20 protein-coding genes, 1 tRNA gene, 1 other RNA gene and 1 pseudogene are annotated in these 22,695 nt (G+C 73.7%); 12 read left to right on the forward strand and 11 right to left on the reverse strand.

What is annotated here, in order from left to right:
• Nucleotides 1-106: 106 nt before the first annotated feature.
• The 3 genes from K1J57_RS08725 (at nt 107) to K1J57_RS08735 (ending at nt 2,151) form a co-directional block, all read left to right on the forward strand.
• Nucleotides 107-967 carry a CPBP family intramembrane glutamic endopeptidase gene (locus K1J57_RS08725; RefSeq protein ID WP_255646917.1) on the forward strand — a complete coding sequence of 287 codons (861 nt, stop codon included), beginning with the start codon at nt 107-109 and terminating at the stop codon, nt 965-967.
• 57 nt (nt 968-1,024) lie between these two features.
• A complete protein-coding gene (locus tag K1J57_RS08730; RefSeq protein WP_220563943.1) occupies nt 1,025-1,441 on the forward strand; it encodes a DUF952 domain-containing protein in 417 nt (138 codons plus the stop codon).
• A 149-nt stretch (nt 1,442-1,590) separates the two neighbouring features.
• Nucleotides 1,591-2,151 carry an HXXEE domain-containing protein gene (locus K1J57_RS08735; protein WP_220563944.1) on the forward strand — a complete coding sequence of 187 codons (561 nt, stop codon included), beginning with the start codon at nt 1,591-1,593 and terminating at the stop codon, nt 2,149-2,151.
• A 192-nt stretch (nt 2,152-2,343) separates the two neighbouring features.
• Here the strand turns inward: K1J57_RS08735 and K1J57_RS33405 are convergent.
• Nucleotides 2,344-2,613 (reverse strand): annotated as a pseudogene (locus tag K1J57_RS33405) (PLD nuclease N-terminal domain-containing protein); the annotation flags it as partial.
• Between the two features lie 328 nt (nt 2,614-2,941).
• On the opposite strand from K1J57_RS33405, the gene K1J57_RS08745 reads away from it, so the two are divergent.
• Nucleotides 2,942-3,679 carry a GntR family transcriptional regulator gene (locus K1J57_RS08745; RefSeq protein WP_220563945.1) on the forward strand — a complete coding sequence of 246 codons (738 nt, stop codon included), beginning with the start codon at nt 2,942-2,944 and terminating at the stop codon, nt 3,677-3,679.
• Nucleotides 3,680-3,746: 67 nt separating this feature from the next.
• Here the strand turns inward: K1J57_RS08745 and K1J57_RS08750 are convergent, their stop codons facing one another.
• The 5 genes from K1J57_RS08750 to K1J57_RS08770 form a co-directional block, all read right to left on the reverse strand.
• The gene (locus K1J57_RS08750) at nt 3,747-4,805 is read right to left on the reverse strand and encodes an aspartate-semialdehyde dehydrogenase (protein WP_220563946.1); all 1,059 of its coding nucleotides are present in this window, start codon (nt 4,803-4,805) and stop codon (nt 3,747-3,749) included.
• Nucleotides 4,802-6,073, reverse strand: a complete 1,272-nt coding sequence (locus tag K1J57_RS08755) for an aspartate kinase (protein WP_220563947.1) — start codon at nt 6,071-6,073, stop codon at nt 4,802-4,804. The genes K1J57_RS08750 and K1J57_RS08755 overlap by 4 nt, the downstream gene beginning before the upstream one ends.
• 179 nt (nt 6,074-6,252) lie before the next feature.
• Entirely contained in the window at nt 6,253-6,852 is a 600-nt protein-coding gene (recR, locus tag K1J57_RS08760; protein WP_220563948.1) for a recombination mediator RecR, read from the reverse strand.
• Between the two features lie 259 nt (nt 6,853-7,111).
• Nucleotides 7,112-7,444, reverse strand: coding sequence for a YbaB/EbfC family nucleoid-associated protein (locus K1J57_RS08765; RefSeq protein WP_220565418.1), 333 nt, complete (start codon nt 7,442-7,444; stop codon nt 7,112-7,114).
• A gap of 11 nt (nt 7,445-7,455) precedes the next feature.
• Nucleotides 7,456-7,917 (reverse strand): MerR family transcriptional regulator, encoded by a 462-nt coding sequence (locus tag K1J57_RS08770; RefSeq protein ID WP_220563949.1) that lies wholly within the window; start codon nt 7,915-7,917, stop codon nt 7,456-7,458.
• Between the two features lie 71 nt (nt 7,918-7,988).
• Here K1J57_RS08770 and K1J57_RS08775 point away from each other — a divergent pair, with 71 nt between their 5' ends.
• Together K1J57_RS08775 and K1J57_RS08780 are read left to right on the forward strand one after the other, a co-directional pair.
• Nucleotides 7,989-9,152, forward strand: a complete 1,164-nt coding sequence (locus tag K1J57_RS08775; protein ID WP_220563950.1) for an alkene reductase — start codon at nt 7,989-7,991, stop codon at nt 9,150-9,152.
• Nucleotides 9,153-9,259: 107 nt separating this feature from the next.
• Complete coding sequence (locus tag K1J57_RS08780; RefSeq protein ID WP_220563951.1) at nt 9,260-10,450, forward strand: rRNA adenine N-6-methyltransferase family protein; 1,191 nt, start codon at nt 9,260-9,262, stop codon at nt 10,448-10,450.
• 147 nt (nt 10,451-10,597) lie between these two features.
• Here the strand turns inward: K1J57_RS08780 and K1J57_RS08785 are convergent, their stop codons facing one another.
• The gene (locus K1J57_RS08785) at nt 10,598-10,810 is read right to left on the reverse strand and encodes a DUF6243 family protein (protein WP_220563952.1); all 213 of its coding nucleotides are present in this window, start codon (nt 10,808-10,810) and stop codon (nt 10,598-10,600) included.
• 111 nt (nt 10,811-10,921) lie between these two features.
• On the opposite strand from K1J57_RS08785, the gene K1J57_RS08790 reads away from it, so the two are divergent.
• A complete protein-coding gene (locus K1J57_RS08790) occupies nt 10,922-11,545 on the forward strand; it encodes a TetR/AcrR family transcriptional regulator (protein WP_220563953.1) in 624 nt (207 codons plus the stop codon).
• Nucleotides 11,546-11,596: 51 nt separating this feature from the next.
• Here the strand turns inward: K1J57_RS08790 and K1J57_RS08795 are convergent, their stop codons facing one another.
• Entirely contained in the window at nt 11,597-13,792 is a 2,196-nt protein-coding gene (locus tag K1J57_RS08795; RefSeq protein WP_220563954.1) for a DNA polymerase III subunit gamma and tau, read from the reverse strand.
• A gap of 108 nt (nt 13,793-13,900) precedes the next feature.
• Nucleotides 13,901-13,996: signal recognition particle sRNA small type (gene ffs / locus K1J57_RS08800), an RNA gene on the reverse strand.
• Between the two features lie 93 nt (nt 13,997-14,089).
• Between ffs and K1J57_RS08805 the strand changes: the two genes are divergently transcribed.
• Complete coding sequence (locus tag K1J57_RS08805) at nt 14,090-15,430, forward strand: DUF2252 domain-containing protein (protein ID WP_220563955.1); 1,341 nt, start codon at nt 14,090-14,092, stop codon at nt 15,428-15,430.
• A 55-nt stretch (nt 15,431-15,485) separates the two neighbouring features.
• Nucleotides 15,486-15,573: transfer RNA gene (locus tag K1J57_RS08810), tRNA-Ser, on the forward strand.
• 360 nt (nt 15,574-15,933) lie between these two features.
• Here K1J57_RS08810 and K1J57_RS08815 read toward each other — a convergent pair.
• Nucleotides 15,934-17,673, reverse strand: coding sequence for a pyruvate dehydrogenase (locus tag K1J57_RS08815; protein WP_220563956.1), 1,740 nt, complete (start codon nt 17,671-17,673; stop codon nt 15,934-15,936).
• Nucleotides 17,674-17,923: 250 nt separating this feature from the next.
• Between K1J57_RS08815 and K1J57_RS08820 the strand changes: the two genes are divergently transcribed.
• From K1J57_RS08820 to K1J57_RS08830, 3 genes are all read left to right on the forward strand, one after another.
• Entirely contained in the window at nt 17,924-18,703 is a 780-nt protein-coding gene (locus K1J57_RS08820; protein WP_220563957.1) for an SGNH/GDSL hydrolase family protein, read from the forward strand.
• A gap of 117 nt (nt 18,704-18,820) precedes the next feature.
• Nucleotides 18,821-20,836 (forward strand): NADPH-dependent 2,4-dienoyl-CoA reductase, encoded by a 2,016-nt coding sequence (locus K1J57_RS08825; RefSeq protein WP_220563958.1) that lies wholly within the window; start codon nt 18,821-18,823, stop codon nt 20,834-20,836.
• A 56-nt stretch (nt 20,837-20,892) separates the two neighbouring features.
• Nucleotides 20,893-21,468, forward strand: coding sequence for a PadR family transcriptional regulator (locus K1J57_RS08830; RefSeq protein ID WP_220563959.1), 576 nt, complete (start codon nt 20,893-20,895; stop codon nt 21,466-21,468).
• On the opposite strand, the gene K1J57_RS08835 is transcribed toward K1J57_RS08830, so the two are convergent.
• On the reverse strand, nt 21,445-22,641 hold the full coding sequence (locus tag K1J57_RS08835) for an ROK family transcriptional regulator (protein ID WP_220563960.1): 1,197 nt from the start codon (nt 22,639-22,641) through the stop codon (nt 21,445-21,447). The two genes, K1J57_RS08830 and K1J57_RS08835, sit on opposite strands and share 24 nt — an antisense overlap.
• Nucleotides 22,642-22,695: the final 54 nt, after the last annotated feature.

Consider the following 22,695-nt stretch of genomic DNA (forward strand, 5'->3'; position numbering starts at 1 on the left):
CACCGGATCGCGCTCGCGCGGGTGATGTGGCCGCCGGGTCCCCCTTCCTAGCCTGGAAGCCGGTCGGAGCGCCCCCGCGCCCCGCGTTCCAGGAAGTGGTCCCGACATGTCCCCTGACGCCGTACCCGCGTCCACCCCCCGCCGATTCCGGCCGACGGTCCTGCGCTCGGTGCTCCTCCTGCTCCTGGTCGGAGCCCTGGCCGCGCTCCTCTCGGGCGTGACGGACGCGGTGGGCGCGTCGGTGTGGGCCCTGCCCCTCGGAGTCGCGGCGGCGGCCCTCGGCCTGTGGGCCTACCGGCTCGCGATCCGCCGGATCGAGGGGAGGGAGCCGCTGGAACTCTCCCGGAAGGGGGCGGTCCGCGGCCTCGGATGGGGGACGGCGGCCGGGTTCGGCGTGTTCGCCGCGACCATCGCGGCCATCGCCGTCCTCGGGGGCTACCGGGTCACCGGCTGGGGGTCGTTCGAGGCGTTCCTCGCCGTGTGCGGGCTGATGTGCGCGGTCGCGGTGACGGAGGAGCTGCTGTTCCGCGGGGTCGTCTTCCGCCTCGTGGAGGAGGCCGCCGGAACCTGGGGCGCGCTCGCCGTGAGCTCCGTGCTCTTCGGCGGAATCCACCTGGTGAACCCGAACGCGACCCTGTGGGGAGCGCTGGCCATCACCCTGCAGGCCGGCCTCATGCTGGGCGCCGCCTACGCCGCCACGCGTTCCCTGTGGCTGCCGATCGGCCTGCACTTCGGCTGGAACACGACGCAGGCGAGGGTCTTCGGCACCGCCGTCTCCGGTAGCGAGGACGCGTTCGCCGGGCTGTTGACCGGGGAGGCGGGCGGGCCCGCCGCGATCAGCGGGGGCGCCTTCGGTCCCGAGGGCAGTGTCTTCGCCGTGTTGTTCTGTGGCGCGGTCACGGTGTACCTCCTGCGCGTGGCCCAGCGCAGGGGCCACATCGTGCCCCGGCGCTCCCGCCGGGCCTGAAGCGCGGTGCCGCCGACCGGTCGCGTCCGGCGGCCCCCGGCCGGGTAGGGTCCGCGCATGGCCCACATCCTGCACATGACCGAGCTGGAACGCTGGAAGGCCGGCGGCGACGTCGAGGCCGACTCCCTGGCGGAGGAGGGCTTCGTGCACGCCTCGCCCGACGAGAAGACCCTGCTGGCGGTCGCCGACGCCTTCTACTCCGCGGCGACCGGTCCCCTGGTCGCGCTGGTCGTGGACACCGGCGTGCTGGACTCGCTGGGGGTGGAGACCCGTTGGGAGGCCGCCGCCCCGGCGCCGCCGCCCGGGGCGGACGACGGCGTCCTGTTCCCCCACGTGTACGGCGCGATCCCCCGGGAGGCGGTGGTGGCGGTCCGCCACCTGCGGCGCGCCCCCGACGGCCGGTTCACCGTTGTCCGGGAGCACCCGGCGGCCGCGGAGGCGCCGGGCCCGCTCCCCCGCTCCGAGGGCGGGTGACACCGGCGGTCCCGGACCGTGTCGGGGGTCCACCCCGACGGGCGGCCCGGCCCCGGTGGCCGGAACCGTGGGGTGCCCGACCGTTGCGACCGCGGATCCCCGGCTACCGTGGGTCCTCCGACGGACGGCGCGGGATCGACGGGGGGACGATGGCGGGGACTGCGGATCAGGTGTCCGAGTCGGCGGGGGCGGTACCGGCCGCAGCGACCTGGGGGCTGCTCGCCGCCTGGGCCGTCCACGACCTGGAGGAGCTGGTCGCGATCCCCGGCTGGTCCCGCCGCGCCCGTCCGCGCCTGCGGCGCGAGCTGCCGTGGGTCCCGGAGCGGGTCTGGGACCGGCTGGACGTCTCCCCCGCGCACAACGCCGCCGCCATCGGCCTGATGGGCGTGGTGGTGGCCGCCGCCGCGGCCGACGGGGCGCGCACCGGCGGGCGGAGCGGTTTCTACCAGACGGTGCTCCTGGGCTTCGGCGCGCACGCCGTGGTCCACGTGGCGCAGTCCGCCGCCACACGCGGGTACACACCCGGAGCGGTGACGGCGCCGCTGGTGGTCGTGCCCTTCTCGCTGTGGGCGTGGTCGCGGCTGCGCGCGGCCGGGGTGCCCGCCGCACGGGGCGGTGGGCCCGCCGCGATGGCCGCGCTCCCGGCGGCGCTGGGCGCGGTGCACGGGCTGGCCGCGCTGCTCACGCGCGGCCGCCGCGGGAAGGAGTAGGGAACAGGGGGGTACGGCGCCGTCCGGTCAGATGCGGCCGGACTGCTGCGGCCCCGCCGACTGGTGGGACCCCATCGACTGCTGCGGTCCCATCGGCTGCTGGGATCCCATCGGCTGCTGCGGTCCCGTCGGGTACCGCCCCTGGCCGGGGTCGTGCTCCACGCCCGGACGCGGGATCGGACCGGTGTCGCGCAGGTCGCTGTGGTTGCCGACGCTGGGCGGGCTGGTGTGCCGGACCTTGCCCTTGTCGATGCCCAGGATCCGGTTCAGGTAGCCCTTCTTGCCGACCACGAACCAGGCGATCGCCCCGAAGAACGGGAACCAGAGGATGAAGATCACCCACAGGAGCTTGCCCCCCGCGGTGGTGTTGTCGTCGACGACCGCCGAGATGACGGCGGCGACCAGCAGGACCAGGAGCGCCAGGGCCACGGCGGCGATCACGATGCCCGTGACGCCGGCCATCCAGCCGAAGGCCGTGTCGACCGGGTCCGTCACCGTGTTCGCCAGGGCCATGCGTTCCATGAGGTGCTCGACCATGTCTCCCCCAAGCATGTCGTGAGCATGTCAATACGTAGAGTAATCACCATGGGTGCATACTCACCCTCATTTCACGGTTTTCGGGCGTTTCCCTGGAGCGGGATCGGCGGGCTACTCATCGGTACCACCCCCCACCAGCGCTTTCCGCTGCTTTACTGAGAGGCATGGGCTCTCCTCCCCTCGCAGCGCTCCCGATCCGTCATCCCCTCCCGGCGGTCGCACAAGGTCCGCGGGGCTCCGGGATCGCACGGTCGTGACCAGGAAACCCCGCTACGTCTGGCTGGCCGACCAACTCCGCGCCCCCATCCTGCGCGGCGACATGCCCCCCGGGACCAGGCTTCCCTCGCGCACCCGCCTGGCCCGGAGCTACCGGGTGAGCGAGCAGATCTCCCGCACCGCGCTGCGGCTGCTGGTCACCGAGGGCCTGGTGGAGGCCCGCCCCGGTTCCGGCTACTACGTGCGCGACGTCCCCGACGTCTTCCGGATCTGCCGCACCGACTCCACCTCCGGATCCGGCCTGGGCCGCCTGGCCCGCGAACCCCTGGGCACCGAGCAGGAGCCCGGCACGACGCCGATCGTCGAGCGGCTCGGCCTGCGCGAGGGCGAACCGGTGTACATCACCACGTCGCGCGGGCTGTCCGCGGACCGGCCCATCACCCTGCACCGCTCCTGGGAGCCCGCCTCGCTCACCGTCGGAACACTGCGCACCCCCTACGACGCCTCCCCCGACGCGGGCCTGCTCGAACGCCTCGGGTCGGCCGGACACCCCGTCGACCGGGTCGTGGAGGAGGTCGGGGTGCGGGTGCTGCGCGACTCCGAGGCCGCCCTGCTCGGCTCCGCCCCGGGCATCCCCGTCCTGGTCGTGGAGCGCACCCACTACAGCGGCAACCGCCCGGTGGAGACCTCCGACCTCATCGGCACCGCCGACCAGTGTCGACTCCTCTACAAACTGACACTGGCCCGGCCCCGCCCGCCGCGCGGGCGCTCCTGACCCCCGGCCCCGGACACGCGAAAGGGGCGGCCGCCGCGGCGACCGCCCCCGAAGAACCGTCAGCGGCTCAGGAGGTGAACTCCTGCGCGACGACCTCCGCGATCTGCGCGGTGTTGAGCGCGGCGCCCTTGCGCAGGTTGTCCCCGCACAGGAACAGGTCCAGCGACGTCGGGTCGTCCAGCGACTGCCGGATGCGGCCCACCCAGGTCGGGTCGGTGCCCACCACGTCGGCCGGCGTCGGGAACTCGCCCTTGGCCGGGTCGTCCAGGACGGCCACGCCCTCGGCCTTGCCCAGCAGCTCGCGGGCGGCGTCGGCGGTGACCTCCTGGGAGAAGGTGGCGTGCACGGTCAGCGAGTGGGTGGTGATGACCGGGACGCGGACACAGGTGGCGGTGACCCGCAGGTCGGGCAGGCCCAGGATCTTGCGGGACTCGTTGCGGACCTTCAGCTCCTCGGAGGACCAGCCGTCGTCCTTGAGCGAGCCCGCCCACGGCACGACGTTGTAGGCCAGCGGCGCGGGGAACGGACCCAGCTCCGCCACGGCGCCGCGGACGTCGCCGGCCTTCTCGCCCAGGGTGCGGTCCGCGGCGACCGCGGCCATCTGGTCGCGCAGGACGTCGATGCCCTCCTGGCCGGCGCCGGACGCCGCCTGGTAGGAGGAGACCACCAGGTCGGTGACGCCGTAGGTGCGGTGCAGCGCGCCGATGGCGACGATCATCGACAGGGTGGTGCAGTTGGGGTTGCTGATGATGCCGCGCGGCCGGTTGCGGACCTGCTCGGCGTTGACCTCGGGCACCACGAGCGGGACGTCGGGGTCCATGCGGAAGGCGCCGGAGTTGTCGACGGCGACCGCGCCGCGGGCGGCGGCGATCGGCGCCCACTCCTTGGAGACCTCGTCGGGCACGTCGAACATGGCGACGTCGACGCCGTCGAAGACCTCCGGGGCCAGGGCCTGGACCACGACCTCCTCACCGCGCACCCGCAGCACCTTGCCGGCGCTGCGCGCGGAGGCGATGAGGCGGATCTCGCCCCAGACGTTCTCGCGCTGGGTGAGGATGTCGAGCATGACGGTGCCGACGGCGCCGGTCGCGCCGACGACGGCCAGGGTGGGAAGACGGTTGCTCATCGGCCGGTACCTCCGTAGACGACGGCCTCGACCTGGTCTGCGTCGAGCTGGAACTCGGTGTGGGCGGCCTGGACGGCCGAGTCGATCTGGTCCTCCGTGACGATGACGGAGATGCGGATCTCCGAGGTGGAGATCATCTCGATGTTGGTGCCCGAACCCGCGATGGCGTCGAAGAAGCGGGCGGTGACCCCGGGGTAGGAGCGCATGCCGGCGCCGACCAGGGAGACCTTGCCGATCTTGTCGTCGTAGCGCAGCGCCTCGAAGCCGACCTTGTCCTGGACCTTCTTCAGGGCGGCCAGGGCCTGCTTGCCGAAGTCCTTGGGAACCGTGAAGGAGATGTCGGTGCGGGAGGTCGAGACCGCCGACACGTTCTGCACGATCATGTCGATGTTGATCTCGGCGTCGGCGAGGGCCTTGAAGATCGTCGCGGCCTCACCGACCTTGTCCGGGACCCCGACGACGGTGACCTTGGCTTCGCTCCGGTCGTGGGAGACCCCGGAGATGATCGGCTGTTCCATGCCTTCGCTTTCCTCGACTTCCGAAACGATCCAGGTCCCGGGCTTCTGGCTGAACGACGAGCGGACGTGCAGGGGGATGTTGTACCGCCGCGCGTACTCCACGCAGCGCAGGTGCAGGATCTTGGTCCCGCTGGCGGCCATCTCCAGCATCTCCTCGTAGGAGACCTGGGGGATGCGCCGGGCGCTGGGGACGATGCGCGGGTCGGCGGTGAACACGCCGTCCACGTCCGAGTAGATCTCGCAGGCGTCCGCCTCCAGGGCGGCGGCCAGGGCCACGGCGGTGGTGTCCGAGCCCCCGCGCCCCAGGGTGGTGATGTCCTTGCTGTCCTGGGAGACGCCCTGGAACCCGGCGACGATGCAGATCGCGCCCTCGTCCACGGCCTCCTTGATACGGCCGGGCGTGACGTCGATGATCTTGGCGTTGCCGTGCAGGGACGTGGTGATCACGCCCGCCTGCGAGCCCGTGAACGACCGCGCCTCGAAGCCCAGGTTGGCGATGGCCATGGCGACCAGGGACATGGACATGCGCTCACCCGCGGTGAGGAGCATGTCGAGCTCGCGCGCCGGCGGCATCGGGGACACCTGCTCGGCGAGGTCGATCAGCTCGTCGGTGGTGTCGCCCATGGCCGAGACCACGACGACGACGTCATATCCCGCTTTTTTCTGAGCGACGATCCGCTGGGCTACTCGCTTGATGGCTTCCGCGTCGGCCACGGAAGACCCACCGTACTTCTGCACGATCAAGGCCACGGTCGATGCTCCTGAGGAGTTGGGTTCACAGAGGATTGCAATGGAGTGTAACCGGCGGCGCCCTCGTCACCCCGTCCCACCTGGGACGTAGCGGTTCGGGCGTACCGGCGCACCGGGCACGGGTTACCCGATGATCCGGAGAGTACTCATATTTCAGCTCGGTTACGGCGAAATGTGAGCTAGAACTCCAGGCTGCGGCGCCCCTCGAAGGCGCGTCCCAGAGTGACCTCGTCGGCGTATTCGAGATCGCCGCCGACGGGAAGGCCGCTGGCCAACCGGGTCACTGTGAGACCCATGGGTTTGACCAGGCGGGCGAGGTAGGTGGCGGTCGCCTCCCCCTCGAGGTTGGGGTCTGTCGCCAGGATCAGCTCGGTGACCTCGCCGTCGGCGAGGCGTTTCATGAGCTCCTTGATGCGCAGGTCGTCCGGGCCGACGCCCTCGATCGGGCTGATGGCCCCGCCCAGGACGTGGTAGCGGCCGCGGAACTCGCGGGTGCGCTCGATGGCGACGACGTCCTTGGACTCCTCGACCACGCAGATGACGGCGGGGTCGCGGCGGGGGTCACGGCAGATCCGGCACTGCTCCTCTTCTGCGACGTTGCCGCAGACGGAGCAGAAGCGCACCTTCTCCTTGACCTCGACCAGCGCGCCGACCAGGCGCTTGACGTCCGCGTGCTCGGCGGAGAGCAGGTGGAAGGCGATGCGCTGCGCGCTTTTCGGACCGACGCCGGGCAGCCGCCCGAGCTCGTCGATCAGATTCTGCACCGCGCCTTCGTACATCGCCCGCTCACTTCGGTCGGACCGTGTTCGACGGGGCGGTCCGTCACCCCTCTACCACCACCGTATAGGGAACGACGACCTTCCGCGTACGCGTCGGGTCGCCGTCGTGCGAGGCCGGGTCCGTTCCGGCCCGTCCGCCCGAACCCGGTCGCCCGTCCCCGGCGGGCGTCCCGGGGCCGCGGGCCGCCGGCCGGGGGCGGCGGGCCGGCGTCGGACAGGGTCCGGGCGGGCCGGAGCGGGGAGTGCTGCGGGTCGCGGCCTAGAAGCCGGGCAGGCCGGGCATGCCGCCGCCCAGGCCCTGGGTGAGCGGGCCCATCTTCTCCTGCTGGAGCCGCTCGACCTGCGCCTCGGCGTCGCGGATGGCCGCCAGGACCAGGTCCGCGATGGTCTCGACGGTCTCCGAGGCGTCGTCGGCGTCCACGGCGTCGGGGGAGATGGTGATGTCCTCGACCTGTCCGCGCCCGCTCAGCTTGACCTTGACCAGGCCGCCTCCGGAGGTGCCCTCCACCTCGGCGTCCTCCAGGGCCTGCTGGGCCTCCACGAGCTGCTGCTGCATCTGCTGGGCCTGCTGGAGCAGGGCCTGCATGTCCATTCCGCCAGGGTTCACGGCCGTCTCCTCGTCGCACCCGCGGTACCGGGTCTCGGTGTCATGTCCGTATGTCCGTTGCCTGTGAGGGTAACCGGTTCCGGGGCGGTGGGCGGGCGCGTGGCGGCCCGGGCCGCGACGGCCTCGCCGATGACCGCGTCCAGGGAGGCGCGGGTCTTCTCCAGGGAGCGGATGGCCGCCTCGATGCGCTCGCGCTCCGCCCAGAACATGTCGATCAGGTCGGGGGCGGGCTCACCGACCTCGTTGGCGTACATGCAGGGCAGGATGCCGCGGACGGTTTCGCTGTTGAGCCCGGCCGCGTACAGGCAGCGGATGCGCTCGACGCGTTCGACGCTCTCCTCGGCGTACTCCCGGTGCCCGCCCGGGGAGCGGGTGGAGGCCAGCAGGCCCTGGTCCTCGTAGTAGCGCAGGGAGCGGGGGCTGGCCCCGGTCCGCCGGGCGAGTTCACCGATCCTCATCGCGCCCCCTCTTGTGAGTCGTGACACAAAGACTTGAATCTGACATCCGTGTCAGATTTTACGCTCACGGCATGACGACGACAACGACTCGGATCGAAGCGGCCGCCCTCCCGACCGGCCACCCGCTGCTCGCCTCCTACGACCTGTCCGGCCTGGCCCTGCCCAACCGGGTGCTCATGGCCCCCATGACCCGGCTGCGCGCCGACGCGCACGGGGTCCCCACCCCGCTCATGGCCGAGTACTACGGCCAGCGCGCCGGGGCCGGGCTCATCGTCTCGGAGGGGATCGCCCCGGTGGCCGGCGGCCGCATCCACCCCCTCCAGCCCGGTCTGGACACCGCCGGGCAGATCGACGGGTGGCGAACGGTGACCGGGGCCGTGCACGCGGCCGGCGGACGGATCTTCGCGCAGCTCATGCACGGCGGACGCAACTCCCACCCCGCGAACCTCCCCGGCGGGGGGACCCCGGTCGCCCCCTCGGCGGTCGCCGCCGCCGACCGGGTGCACACCCTGGACGGCAAGGCGGACCCGGTGGTCCCGCGGGCCCTGACCGAGGAGGAGGTGCGCGGCCTGGCGGAGGCCCACGCGGAGGCGGCCCGCCGTGCGGTGAGCGCCGGGTTCGACGGGGTCGAGATCCACGGGGCGAACAGCTACCTCGTCCACCAGTTCCTGGCCGACGGCACCAACCTGCGCACCGACCGGTACGGCGGGTCCGTCGCGGGGCGCATCCGGTTCGCGGTGGAGGCGGTCGAGGCGGCCGCCGGGGCGATCGGCGCCCACCGGGTGGGGTTGCGCATCTCCCCCGGCAACACGGAGGGTGGAATGGTGGAGCGGGACCCCGCGCCGGTGTACCACGCGCTGCTGGCGGCCCTGGCCCCGCTGGGACTGGCCTACCTGCACGTCACCGACGATCCGCGGTACCCGGCGCTGGACGACCTGCGGCCCCGGTGGGCGGGGACCCTGGTGGGCAACACCGGGGAGCACGCCGAGACCACGCAGGAGAGCGCGACCGCGCTCGTCGCCTCGGGCCGGGCGGACCTGGTGTCGGTGGGGCGGCCCTACATCTTCAACCCCGACGTGGTGGAACGCATCGCCGCCGGGGTGGCATGGACGCCGATTCTGGGAAAGGACTACCACTACGGCAGCGGTCCGCACGGATACGTGGACCTGCCCCGGCACGATGCGGTTGCGACTCTCCGATCGCCCGTTTCCACCAGGGGTAATATCGAAGAGTAGCGATAATATCACTGCCGGTTGAAATCGTGCCTCCCGGGGCACAACCGTCCCGGCGGTGCGCACGAGCACCGCCGGTCACCGCAACAGGCACGGGGGTCGAGGACGTGTTGACCGCACGAGAGCGCCATTCGGCGCTGATCGAGGCGATGATCGCGGACGGCACCCTGGTCGACGCCTCGCTGATCGAGGCGTTCCGATCGGTGCCCCGACACCGGTTCATCCCCGAGACCGGGGCCCTGACCGCGCACGGCACCGCGCTCAACGCGGCCAGCGACCCCGACCTGTGGCTGTCCGCCGTCTACGCCGACAACGCGATCGTCACCAGGGTCGACGAACCCGGCGTCCTCGCCCCCCGCGACGAGAAGCAGGACCGCGAGGAACGGCGCGACCGGGGGGCCGGGGTGCCCGAGCAGCGGAGGTCGGCCTCCCGGGCCACCTCCTCCAGCGCGGCGCCCACCGTCCTGGCCCGGATGCTGGAGCTGGCCGAGCTGGCCCGCGGTCAGAAGGTGCTGGAGGTCGGCACCGGCACCGGGTGGAACACGGCGCTGCTGGCGCACCGCCTGGGCGACTCCTCGGTGGTGTCCGTGGAGATCGACGAACGCCTGGCCCGGACCGCGCGCGAGACCCTGCGCACCGAGGACCGGGCCCCGGCGGTGGTCGACGGCGACGGGTACGGGGGCTGGCCGGCGGAGTCCCCCTACGACCGGATCGTCTCCTCCTGCGGGGTGCGGCGCGTCCCGCCCGCCTGGATCGACCAGCTCGTCCCCGGCGGGCTGGCCGTGTGCCCCTGGGGCCTGCTGGAGGGCACCGGCGTGCTCGCCCGCCTGGTGTGCCCCGGCGACGGGACGGCGCGGGCGACCTTCCACGGAGGTGTGGGGTTCGTGCCGCTGCGCACGCCCGGCCCCCGGCTCCCGCCGGTGCGCGACGCCGGCCAGCAGCCCGACGAGTACCGGCTCACCCAGACCGACCCGGTGGCGCCGCTGATGGCGTTCCCGTCGGCGTTCGCGCTGTCGGTGATGGTCCCCGACTGGCGGCTGCGCCGCCGCTGGATCGGGACCGGGTCCGGGGTGTGGGTGTGCGACGGCGGGGAGTCCTGGGTCCGCGTGTACCCCTACGGCACCTCGTGGATGATCGAACAGGGCGGGCCGCGCAGCATCTGGGACGAGTTCGAGGACGCCCTGGCGGAGTGGGAGCGGCTGGGGACGCCCGACCCCGACCGGTTCGGGCTGTCGGTGGACAAGGACGGGGCGCACCGGGTGTGGCTGGACTCCCCGGACCACCCCGGCTGGCCGGTCTGAGCCCGGAGCCCGCGCGGAGCGGACCGTCCGGGGACGGGATCCGCCCCAGGGCTCGGTGAGCACGGGCGCCCCCGGACCGTGGCCGGTCCGGGGGCGCTCCTCTGTGTCCGGGGCGTCCGGGGCGCTCGCGCTCCCGCGCGTCCCCGGCTACTCCTTGTTCTCGCCCGAGTCCTCGGACCCGTCGGAGCCGTCGGAGCCGTCCGCCTGGCTGCGCTCCTTGATCTTGCGCAGCAGGTCCTCCTTGCGGCGCTGGGCGTCGGCGCTGGGGCCGCTGGGGCCGCCCCTGCCGCCCTTGGCGGTGGAGCGGGAGACGCCCCGCCCGCCGCCCAGGCCGAGGAGATTGTCGTTGTTGCGGGCCATGGGACCTCCCCCTGGGCGAGTCCGGGCTCGCCCTGTACTGTTCCGGTCTCCAGCAGATTACCTCCAGCAAGACGATACGTCTCGTCATTTTCTGGGGCTACCGTGGGAGGTATGGCACAGACCAGCACCCCGGAGGAACCGGCCCGGCCCGCACCCGATCCCCGGCGTCGCAGCGAGCGGGCGCGCAAGGCCATCCTCGCAGCCGCGGGAGAGCTGCTGGGCGAGGTCGGGTACGCCCGGCTGACCATGGAGGCGATCGCGGCCCGGGCACGGGTCGGGAAGCAGACCATCTACCGCTGGTGGCCGACCAAGGCCGCGGTGGTGTTCGACGTGTTCACGGAGCTGACCGGCGGGACCGCGGGCGAGCCGCTGCCGGACACCGGCGATCTCGACGCCGACCTGCGCACGGTACTCCACGCCATCGTCGACGAGTACGCCGACCCTCTCATGGACCGCGTCAACAGGGCGTTCATCGCCGAGATGCAGACCGACCCGGAACTGGCCCGAAGCGTGGCGGACCGGCTGCTGCTCCCCAACGTGCGGGCGTTCCAGGACCGGCTGCTGGCGGCGCGCGAGGCCGGGCAGCTGGACGCCGGAACGGACCCCGCCCTGGCGGTGGACCTGCTGCTGGCGCCGGTGCAGCAGCGCTGGCTCATGCGGTCCGGGGAGCTGACGCACCCGTACGTGGACGCCCTGGTCGACACCGTGCTGCGGGCACTGGGACCCCGGGGCTGACCCGCCCGGCCGGGCCGCCGGGGCGGGTCCGGCCGGGCCGGTCCGGCCGGGTCACAGGGAGGCGTCCGGGGCCTCGTGCTCGATCTCCTCGATGACCCTGCCGCCCAGGTGCGTCTCGATGAGGGCGGCGCCCACTCCCGGGGGGAGCCCGGCGTCGGCGGCGGGTGCCCGCTCGGGCGCCGGGGCCGCGGGCGCCTCGGCGCCCCGGGCAGGCTCCGGCTTCGGCGCCGGTGCGGCCGGGCGCGCGGCGGGGGCGGCCGGCTCGGGCCCGAAGTCCTCCGGAGGCGGGGCCGCCGCGGCGTCCTCGTAGGGGTCGGGCGGCGGCTCCTGGAGGCCGGTGACGATCCTGTCCGGCGGCGGTCCCTCCGGGGCCTGCGGCGCCGGCCGCTCCTGGGGCGCGGGCTGCGGCTGCGCGGGCTGCTCCCGGACCTCCTGGGGGCGGGCCGGGCGCTCCGGGGCCGGAGCCGGGGCCGCCGGGGCGGGGGCGTCCCACCCCGCGGGCTCGGCCGGCCGGGCGGGAGCGGGCGCGGGGGCAGGGGCGCCGCCCCCGGAGACGGCGGTCACCCGCACCTCCATGCCCAGCACCTGCTGGACGGCCGAGGCCACCACCTGGTCGCTGCCGCTGTTGCCGAAGCCCCGGGCCTCGTTGGGCCGGGAGAAGCCGAGGACGACGGCGTTGCCCTCCACTCCGACCGGACGCACGTCGCTGCCGGTCAGCACCATCCAGGTGAAGCGGCGCAGGCGCTTGACCGCGTCCAGGATCTGCGGCCAGGAGGCCTGGATCCGGCCCAGGTCCACCGCCCTGCCCTGGGGCGCGGGAGCGGACGCGGCGGGCGCGGGCGCCGCCGGGGCGGGTTCGCGCCGGGCCGGTGCGGCGTCCCAGCCGTCGGGCTCGGCGGCCCTGGGCTGCGGCTGCTGCGGCTGCTGTGCCTGCGGCGGCCGGCTCTGCTCCTGCGGCGCGGGCTGCGGCTGCGGCTGCCGGGACTGTGCCGGGGCCGGGGGCGCGGCGGGGGCCGGGGCGGGCTGCGGTGCCTGGACGGGCGCCGCCGACGCGGCGGGGGCGGCCGGGGCGGGTGCCACCGGACCCGCGGCGATCCGCCGCTCCATCTGCTCCAGCCGGGCCAGCAGCGCGCCCTGGTCGCCGTCGGCCGACGGCAGCAGGATGCGCGAGCACATCAGCTCCAGCACCAGCCGGGGCGCCGTCGCACCGCGCATCTCCGTCAGGCCCTGGTTGAGGATGTCCGCGCCGCGGGTCAGCTCGGCCGGGCCCAGCCGGGTCGCCTGGGCCTTCATCTGGTCGGCGGCCTCGGCGGCCACGTTCACCAGGCCCTTGTCCAGGGCGTCCGGGACCGCGGCCAGCACCACCAGGTCGCGGAACCGCTCCAGCAGGTCCGTGGCGAACCGCCGGGGGTCGTGGCCGCCCTCCACCATCCGGTCGATCAGGGAGAACACCGCGGCGCCGTCGCGCGCGCCCAGCGCGTCCACCATCTCGCCCAGCAGGCTGGAGTCGGTGTACCCCAGCAGGGACACCGCGCCCTCACGGGTGATGCCCTGGTCGTCCGAGCCCGCGATGAGCTGGTCCAGCACCGACAGGGTGTCGCGGGCCGAACCCGCGCCCGCCCGCACCACCAGCGGCAGCGCCGCCGGGTCGTAGGCCACCTTCTCCTGCTCCAGCAGGTCCTCCATGAGCTCCCGGAGGGTGCTCGGCGGGATCAGCCGGAACGGGTAGTGGTGGGTGCGCGACCGGATGGTGCCGATGACCTTCTCCGGCTCGGTGGTCGCGAACACGAACTTCAGGTGCGGCGGGGGCTCCTCCACCAGTTTCAGCAGCGCGTTGAAGCCCTCGCGGGTCACCATGTGCGCCTCGTCGATGATGTACACCTTGTAGCGCGAGCTGACCGGCGCGAAGAACGCGCGTTCGCGCAGGTCGCGGGCGTCGTCCACACCGCCGTGGGAGGCCGCGTCGATCTCGATGACGTCGATGCTGCCGCCGCCGTCGGGGGCCAGCGCCACACAGGAGTCGCACTCTCCGCACGGGTCGGGGGTGGGGCCCTGGGCGCAGTTGAGGGAGCGGGCCAGGATGCGCGCGCTGGTGGTCTTGCCGCAGCCCCGGGGGCCGCTGAACAGGTACGCGTGGTTGATCCGGCCGCTGCGCAGCGCCTGGCGCAGCGGTTCGGTCACGTGCTCCTGTCCGCGCACCTCGGCGAACGTCGCGGGACGGTACTTGCGGTACAGCGCGATGCTCACGGCGTGATCACTCCCCTGGTCCCTGCCACGGGTCCATTCAACCCGCGAGCACCGACAGCTCGCGCCGGTTCCGGGGAGAAACCTGGGGTGGACCGGGCCGGAGAAAACAGAAAGGACCCCCCGCGCACCCGCCAGAGCCCACTTATCCTTGCTGCCTTCCGGCCCTGGGGAGGTTCATGGGATGACGCCGCACGAGGGGTCTGCCCCGAAGTCTATCCGAACACCGGGGTGCTCGGGCAACCGGCCGGGACCGGCCACCGCGTGGCCCCGCGGCGCGCGCCGCGGGATGATGGTCGCATGTTCGACCCCCACTCCCCGGTCGACCGGTCCCCCGGGCGCCGCGACCTCATCGTCTCCGTGCTGGAGGACGCCTTCGCCGACCTGATGTCGGCGGCGCCCGCGGCGTTCCGGTTCAAGTTCCGCAGGATGGCGGCCGACCCGTTCGCCTTCTACCGGGGCAGCGCCGCCCTGTTCTACGCCGACGTCGGCGGCGCCGAGGACCCCTGGGCCGACGCGCGCACCTCCCGGGTGTGGATCCAGGGCGACCTGCACAGCGAGAACTTCGGCACCTACATGGACGCGACCGGGCGTTTCGTGTTCGACGTCAACGACTTCGACGAGGCCTACCCGGGCCACTTCACCTGGGACGTGCTGCGGCTGTCGGCGAGCATCGCCCTGACCGCCTGGCGCAAGGCCCTGTCCGACGACGACATCGACGCGCTCGTGCGCCGCTGCGTCGGCTCCTACGTCTCCCAGGTGGCGGCGTTCGCCCAGGACGGCGGCGACCGCGACTTCTCCCTCAAGCTCGGCACCACCGACGGCACCGTCCACGACGTCCTGCAGCGGGCCCGGTCCAACAGCCGCTCCGCCATGCTCCTGTCGATGACCCGGCGCCAGGGGTACACCCGGCTGTTCCGCGAGGGGCCCAAGGTGCGCCGGCTCGACGACCCGGAGCGCGAGCGGGTCCTGGCCGCCTACCGCGCCTACCTGGACACCATCCCGTCCGACCGGCGGCACGGCTCCCTCAGCTACGAGGTCAAGGACGTGGTGGGCAGCGGCGGGTTCGGCATCGGCTCGGCGGGGCTGCCCGCGTACACGTTCCTGGTGGAGGGCCCCTCCGAGGCCTGGGAGAACGACCTGGTGCTGTCGATGAAGCAGGGCAACGTCGCCGCCCCCTCCCGGGTGGTGCGCGACCCCGAGATCATGGACGCGTTCGAGCACCACGGGCACCGCACCGCCGTGTCCCAGCGGGCGCTCCAGGCCCACACCGACCCGCTGCTCGGCCACACCGAGATGGACGGGCGCGGGTTCGTGGTGAGCGAGGTGTCGCCCTACACCACCGACCTGGACTGGGACGGGCTCACCGAGCCCGCCGACATCGCGCCGGTGCTCGAATACCTGGGCCGGGCCGCCGCCAAGGCGCACTGCGTGTCCGACTCCCACGCCGACGACTCCCTCGTGGACTGGCAGGTGGAGGAGGCGCTGATGAACGTGCTGGCCGGGCGCGAGGCGGAGTTCGTGGACTGGTGCGCCGCGTTCGCGCACGCCTACGCCGCCCAGGTGCGCGCGGACCACGCGCTGTTCGTCGACGCGTTCCGCAACAACGCCATCTCCGGGGTCCGCTCCAGCCACGGCTGACGGGCCCGGAGAAACCCGTTCGAAGCACACTCCGACAACCTGTAGAGTTGTTCGCGGAGGATTCGCCTAGTGGCCTAGGGCGCACGCTTGGAAAGCGTGTTGGGTGCAAGCCCTCAGGGGTTCGAATCCCCTATCCTCCGCCACCGCCCGCCAGGGCGAGCGCAAGGCCCCGACCGGACACCGGTCGGGGCCTTCGTCGTTCGTGGTCTCATTCGGCCGCTTCCAGGGCGTCTTCCTCCCCCTGGGAAGCCTCCCAGATCAACCCGCCGACACGGTCGGCCACGTCCGCCCGAACATCGTCCACCACGTGCTGGTAGCTCTTGGCCATGGAGGGCGACGACCACCCCCATGATCCCCATGACCGCCCGTTCCGGGACTCCCAGGATGAGCAGCACGATCGCGGCCGTGTGCCGGGCGTCGTGCGGCCCGAACCCCGGGACCGGCCTCCCCCGGCAGGTCCTCCCGCTCCCGGTGACCGGCGCCGGTCCGCCGCCGGCACCCGCTCAGGGGCGGGGGATGTTGCGCAGGTTGGAGCGGGCCAGGTCGATCATGGAGCCCACCCCGCCCCGGAGCACCGTCCGGCCCGCGGACAGGGCGAACCCGACGACCTGGTCGGCGCTGATCCGCGACGGGATGGACAGCGCGTTGGGGTCGGTGACCACGTCCACCAGGACGGGCTCCGCGGCCTCGACCGCCTCGCGCAGGGCGTCGCGCACCTCGTCGGGGCGGGTGACCCGCAGGGAGCGCATCCCGATCGCCCCGGCGATCGCCGCGTAGTCCACCGGCGGGTGGTCGGTCTGGAACGCGGGCAGGCCGTCGACCATCATCTCCAGCCGCACCATGCCCAGCGACGAGTTGTTGAAGACCACGGTGGCCACCGGCAGCCGGTGCTGGTGGACGGTGATCAGCTCGCCCAGCAGCATGCTCAGCCCGCCGTCCCCGGACAGGGACACCACCTTGCGGCCCGGGGCGGCGTAGGCGGCGCCGATCGCGTGCGGCAGGGCGTTGGCCATGGTCCCGTGCGAGAAGGAGCCGATGACCCGGCGCCGCCCGTTGGGGGTGAGGTAGCGGGCGGCCCACACGTTGTTCATGCCGGTGTCGACGGTGAACACCGCGTCGTCGGGGGCCACCTCGTCCAGGACGCGCGCCACGTACTCCGGGTGGATCGGGGTGCGGTCGGCGATGTCGCCGGTGTAGGCCTCCACCACCTTGGTCAGGGCCCGCTCGTGGCGGCGCAGCATGTCGTGCAGGAAGCGGGTGTCGGACTTGTCTCCGACCAGCGGCAGCACCGAACGCAGGGTGGCGGCAACGTCGCCGTGCACGCCCAGCGCGAGCGGTACCCGGCGGCCCAGGCGGCGGGGGTCGCGGTCGACCTGGACGACGTTCTCCTCGGGCAAGAAGTCGTCGTAGGGGAAGTCGCAGCCCAGCATCAGCACCAGGTCGGCGTCGTGCAGCGCCTCGTAGCAGGCGCCGTAGCCGAGCAGGCCGATCATGCCGACGTCGTAGGGGTTGTCGTACTGGATCCACTCCTTGCCGCGCAGGGTGTGCCCGACGGGGGCCTTGACCCGCCCGGCCAGGGCCATGACCTCGCCGTGGGCGCCGCGCACCCCGGCGCCGCAGAAGAGCGCGACCTTCCCGGCGGTGTTGAGCCGCGCGGCGAGTTCCCGGACGTCGTCCTCGGCGGGCCAGGCGGTGGCGCGCACGGGGACGGACGGGGTGGTGTCGGCTCCGCCGACGGCCTTGCGGCCGGCCACGTCGCCGGGCAGGACCAGTACGGCGACGCCGGGGGTGCCCAGGGCGTGCTGGATCGCGATGCGGGCCAGCCGGGGCATCTGGTCGGGGTGGGAGACGAGTTCGCGGAACTCGGTGACGTCGCCGAACAGCCGCTCGGGGTGGGTCTCCTGGAAGAAGCCGGTGCCGATCTGCCGGGAGGGGATGTGGGAGGCCAGCGCCAGCACGGGCACCCCGCTGCGCTGGGCGTCGTAGAGGCCCTGGACCAGGTGCGTGTTGCCGGGTCCGCAGGAGCCCGCGCACACGGCCAGGCCTCCCTCGATCTGCGCCTGGGCGGCCGCGGCGAAGGCGGCCGCCTCCTCGTTGCGCACGTGGACCCAGTCGATGCCGTCGGTCCCGTGCACGGCGTCGACCACGGGGTTGAGGCTGTCGCCGACCACGCCGTAGATCCGGGTCACCCCGGCCGCGACCAGTGTCCGGACGAGCTGTTCGGCGACGGTGTTCCTGGCCATTGCGGTTCCCCCCGGAGCGCGGCGACGGTGTGCGGGGCACCGGCGGCGGCGCCCCGCGTCCCACGCTAGGAGCGCGCCCCGCCCTCCCCCCGCACCGCCACGCCCGTCCCGGCCGAGAGCGGGACCGGGGACGGTACGCGGGCGACCGCCCGGTCCGGCCTTGCGGCACCCGCCCGAGCGACTGGTACATAAGTCGACTAATCACTTTGTGGAATAGGATGCCCCCAGGCCACGAGACGAGGAGTCCGGAATGGGTCCTGGGGACGGGGTGCGCTACGTCGCGCTCGGGGACAGCCACACCGAGGGCGTCGGGGACGGGGACGACGTCACCGGCGTGCGCGGCTGGGCGGACAGGCTGGCCGAGAAGATGGCGGCGACCGGGGCGCGGGTGGAGTACGCGAACCTCGCGATCCGCGGCCGGCTGTCCGCACAGGTGCGGGCCGAGCAGCTGGAGCCCGCGCTGGCCCTGGAGCCGACCGTGGCCACGGTGTTCGCCGGCGTCAACGACGTGATCCGCTCCGGGTACGACGCCGACGCGGTCGTCGGCGACCTGGAGGCGATGTTCGCCGCCCTGACCGGGGCGGGCGCCCGGGTGGCCACGCTGACCTTCCCCGACATCGCCAAGGTGGCCCCGCTGGTGCGCCCCCTGGTGCCGCGGGTGCTGGACTTCAACGAGCGGATCCGCGCGGCGGCCGCGCGCCACGGCGTGGTGGTGGCCGATGTCGCGCGGTACGAGATCTCCACCGACCGCCGACTGTGGGCGACCGACCGGCTGCACTGCACCCCGCTGGGGCACGCCAGGATCGCCGGGGCGCTGGCCTCGGCGCTGGAGCTGCCCGGGGCGGACGGTTCGTGGGCGGAGCCGCTGCCCGCGATGCCCCGGCCGGGCGCGCTGCTGACGGTGGCCGACGAGGTCCGCTGGCTGGGCACCTTCCTCGGCCCGTGGGTGATGCGGCGGCTGCGCGGGCGCTCCTCCGGTGACGGCCGCACCGCCAAGCGCCCGGTGCCGACCCTCGTCGAGGCCGCCTGAACCGGGGCGCCCCCGCCTCCGGGGGCGGCCCGCGACCCATTTTGCAACTTGTTGCATAATGAGGGTGCGGGCCGCCCGGACAACGGTCCGCGAGGCACCCCGCGCGGAGGAGACACGATGACCGAGTACCCCCACCTGCTGGCCCCCCTGGACCTGGGCTTCACCACCCTGCCCAACCGGGTCATCATGGGCTCGATGCACCTGGGGCTGGAGGAGCACCCCGGCGGCTTCGAGCGGATGGCCGCCTTCTACGCCGAGCGCGCCCGCGGCGGGGTCGGTCTCATCATCACCGGCGGCATCGGCCCCAACGACCGCGGAGCCACCTTCAAGGGCGCCGCCAAGCTCACCAACGGCGACGAGGTCGAGCAGCACCGGATCATCACCGGGGCCGTGCACCGCGAGGGCGGCCGCATCGCCATGCAGATCCTGCACACCGGGCGCTACTCGTTCAACGAGGACCTCGTCGCCCCCAGCGCGATCCAGGCCCCCATCAACCCCTTCACCCCGCACGAGCTCACCGCCGACGAGGTCGAGCAGACCATCGAGGACTTCGCGAACGCCGCCGCCCTGGCCCGCGAGGCCGGGTACGACGGCGTCGAGATCATGGGCTCCGAGGGCTACCTCATCAACCAGTTCATCGTCGCGGCCACCAACAGGCGCGACGACGAGTGGGGCGGCTCCTACGAGAACCGCATGCGCTTCCCCGTCGAGATCGTGCGCCGGGTCCGCGAGCGGGTCGGCACCGACTTCATCATCGTCTACCGCCTGTCCATGCTGGACCTGGTGCCCGACGGCTCCACGTTCGACGAGGTCGTCCGGCTCGCCAAGGCCGTCGAGGCGGCCGGGGCCACCATCATCAACACCGGCATCGGCTGGCACGAGGCGCGCATCCCCACCATCGCCACCTCCGTGCCGCGCGGCGCCTACGGCTGGGTCACCGAGAAGCTCATGGGCGAGGTGTCCGTCCCCCTGGTGGCGGTCAACCGCATCAACACTCCCGAGGTGGCCGAGGAGATCATCGCGAGCGGCCGGGCCGACATGGTCGCCATGGCCCGCCCCTTCCTCGCCGACCCCGAGTTCGTGGCCAAGGCCGCCGCCGGGCGCTCCGAGGAGATCAACACCTGCATCGGCTGCAACCAGGCCTGCCTGGACCACACCTTCAGCCTCAAGATCACCTCCTGCCTGGTCAACCCGCGCGCCTGCAACGAGACCGAGCTGGTGCTCTCCCCCACCCGCCTGCGCAAGCGGGTCGCCGTCGTCGGCGCGGGCCCCGCCGGGCTGGCGTTCTCGGTGTCGGCCGCCGAACGCGGCCACGAGGTCACCCTGTTCGACGCCGCCGACGAGATCGGCGGGCAGCTGAACATGGCCCGCCGGGTGCCCGGCAAGGAGGAGTTCGACGAGACCCTGCGCTACTTCCGGGTGCAGCTCGACAAGCACGGTGTGGACGTGCGCCTCAAGACCGAGGTGGGCGCCGACGACCTGGCCGGGTACGACGAGGTCGTGCTGGCGACCGGCGTCAGCCCGCGCACCCCGGAGATCCCCGGGATCGACCACCCCAAGGTGGTCGGCTACGTCGACGTGCTGCGCGAGAACGCCCCGGTGGGCGAGCGCGCCGCCGTCATCGGCGCGGGCGGCATCGGGTTCGACGTCGCCGAGTTCCTCACCGACGGCGGCGGGCGTGCCTCCCTGGACCCGGACGAGTTCTTCCGCCAGTGGGGCGTGGACACCGGCCACACCACCCCCGGCGGCCTGCGCGCCCCCGAGCGCCCCGCCCCGCCGCGCCGCGTCCACCTGCTCCAGCGCAAGGCCAGCAAGGTCGGCGCGGGGCTCGGCAAGACCACCGGGTGGATCCACCGCCTGGAGATGCGCCACCGGGGCGTGGAGATGCTCGCCGGGGTCGAGTACACCCGGATCGACGACGAGGGCCTGCACATCGTGGTCGGCGGCGAGCCCCGGCTGCTGGAGGTGGACACCGTCGTGGTGTGCGCCGGCCAGGACCCGCGCCGCGACCTGGCCGACGCGCTGGCCGGGCGCGGGGTGACCCCGCACCTCATCGGCGGCGCCGACGTGGCCGCCGAGCTCGACGCCAAGCGCGCCATCGACCAGGGCACACGCCTGGCCGCGGCACTCTGACCGCCCCGTACGGCGGGCGCGGAGGCGCGCCCGCCGGCCGAACCTAGAATGCGCACATGTCCCTGCCCCACGCCATCCTGACCGCCCTGCTGGAGAAGCCCTCCTCCGGGTCCGAGCTGACCCGGCGGTTCGACAGGTCGATCGGGTACTTCTGGTCGGCGACCCACCAGCAGATCTACCGGGAGCTGGGCAAACTCGAACAGGCCGGGCTGATCCGCGCGCTGCCCTCGCCGGTCCCCACGCGGGGGCAGAAGAAGGAGTACGAGGTCCTGCCCGAGGGCCGCGAGGAACTGCGCGCCTGGGTGGACCGCCGGGAGGACCCCAAGGTGTCCCGGGACCCGCTGCCGCTGCGCCTGCGCGCCGCCGGGGTGGTGGGCGTGGGCGACCTGCTCCCCGAACTGGTCCGCCACCGCGACCTGCACCGCGCCCGGCTGGAGGAGTACCGGCGGTTCGAGCGCCGGGACTACCCGAACGGCCCGCGCACCGAGCAGGAGCGCATCCAGCTGCTGGTGCTGCGCGGCGGTATCGACATGGAGACCGGCTGGGTCTCCTGGCTCGGCCGCGCCGTGGAGGAGCTCTCCGCGGCCGCACCCGCGACCCCCGCGGCCTCAGCCGACCGGGACGGGGCCTGACTCCGACAGGTCCTCGGGCAGCCTCAGCCCGGGCGTGCGCAGCGGGGTCAGCGCCGAGCCGAGCACCATCGCCGCCGCGCCGATCGCCGGGGCGGTGTCGGCGAACTCCGACAGCCGCACCCGCACCGGGTCCCCCGGTCGGCCCGCGAACGCGCCCTCCAGCTCCCGCCGCACCGCCGGGAGGTAGGTCGCGCCCGCGACCGCCTGCCCCGTTCCGGTGAGCACCACCAGGTCCGGGTCCAGCACGCCGACGAGGGTGCGCACCGCCACCGCCGTGTACCGGGCGGACCGCTCCAGCAGGGCCCGCGCCGCTGCGTCCCCTCCCCGCGAGGCCCGGACCACCGCCGCGAACCCCGCGGTCACCGAGGCCGTAGCGCCGTCCGTTCCGGGCACCCCGGAGACCCCCGCGTCGCGTGCGGCCGCGACCACGGCGGCGGGGCCCGCCACCGCCTCCAGGCAGCCCCGGGCCCCGCAGGCGCAGGGCGGCCCCTCGATGTCCACGCACACGTGGCCCAGCCCGCCCGCGCGGCCGTGCGCGCCGCGGTAGGGGACGCCGTCGACCAGCACCCCCGCCCCCAGGGACGCGCCGGTGTGCACCGCCACCAGGACCGAGGAGCGCCCGGCCGAGCCCGACCAGTACTCCCCCAGGGCGGCCGCGGTCGCGTCGTCGCCGGTGACCACCGGCAGGCCGGAGGCCCGCTCCAGCTCCCGGCCCCCGTCCGCGCCGCCGGAGGCGGACACCAGGCCGATGCCCAGCAGCCGCGCGCGGTCCACCCCGGCCCCCTCGACCAGGGCGTCCACCCGGCGGGCCGTGCTCTCGGGCTCTCCCCCGGGGTCGGCGTCCCGGGGCCCGGGGTGGGACATCCGGGAGACGACGGCGCCGGTCAGGTCGGTGAGCGCGTAGGTGGTGCCGCCCGCGTCCAGGTGCACGCCGACGGCGAACCGGGAGGCGGGGGCCAGGCGCAGCAGCACCCGGGGCTTGCCGCCGGTGGACTCGGCCCGGCCGACCTCGGTCACCAGGCCGTCGGCGAGCAGCCCGCGCACGACGGTGGAGACCGTGGCCGGGGTCAGCCCGGTGGCGCCCGCCAGCCCGGACCGGCTGATGGTCCCGGCCGCCCGGATGACGTCGAGGACCGTGGCCCGGCTCGACGTGTGGGGAATGGCCCGTCCCAAGGGAACCTCCGGCTGTGCCGCGTGTTCGGTGCGCCCCAGGGTAGCCGCCACTCC

Source organism: Nocardiopsis sp. MT53 (assembly GCF_019598965.1).
Classification (GTDB): domain Bacteria; phylum Actinomycetota; class Actinomycetes; order Streptosporangiales; family Streptosporangiaceae; genus Nocardiopsis; species Nocardiopsis changdeensis.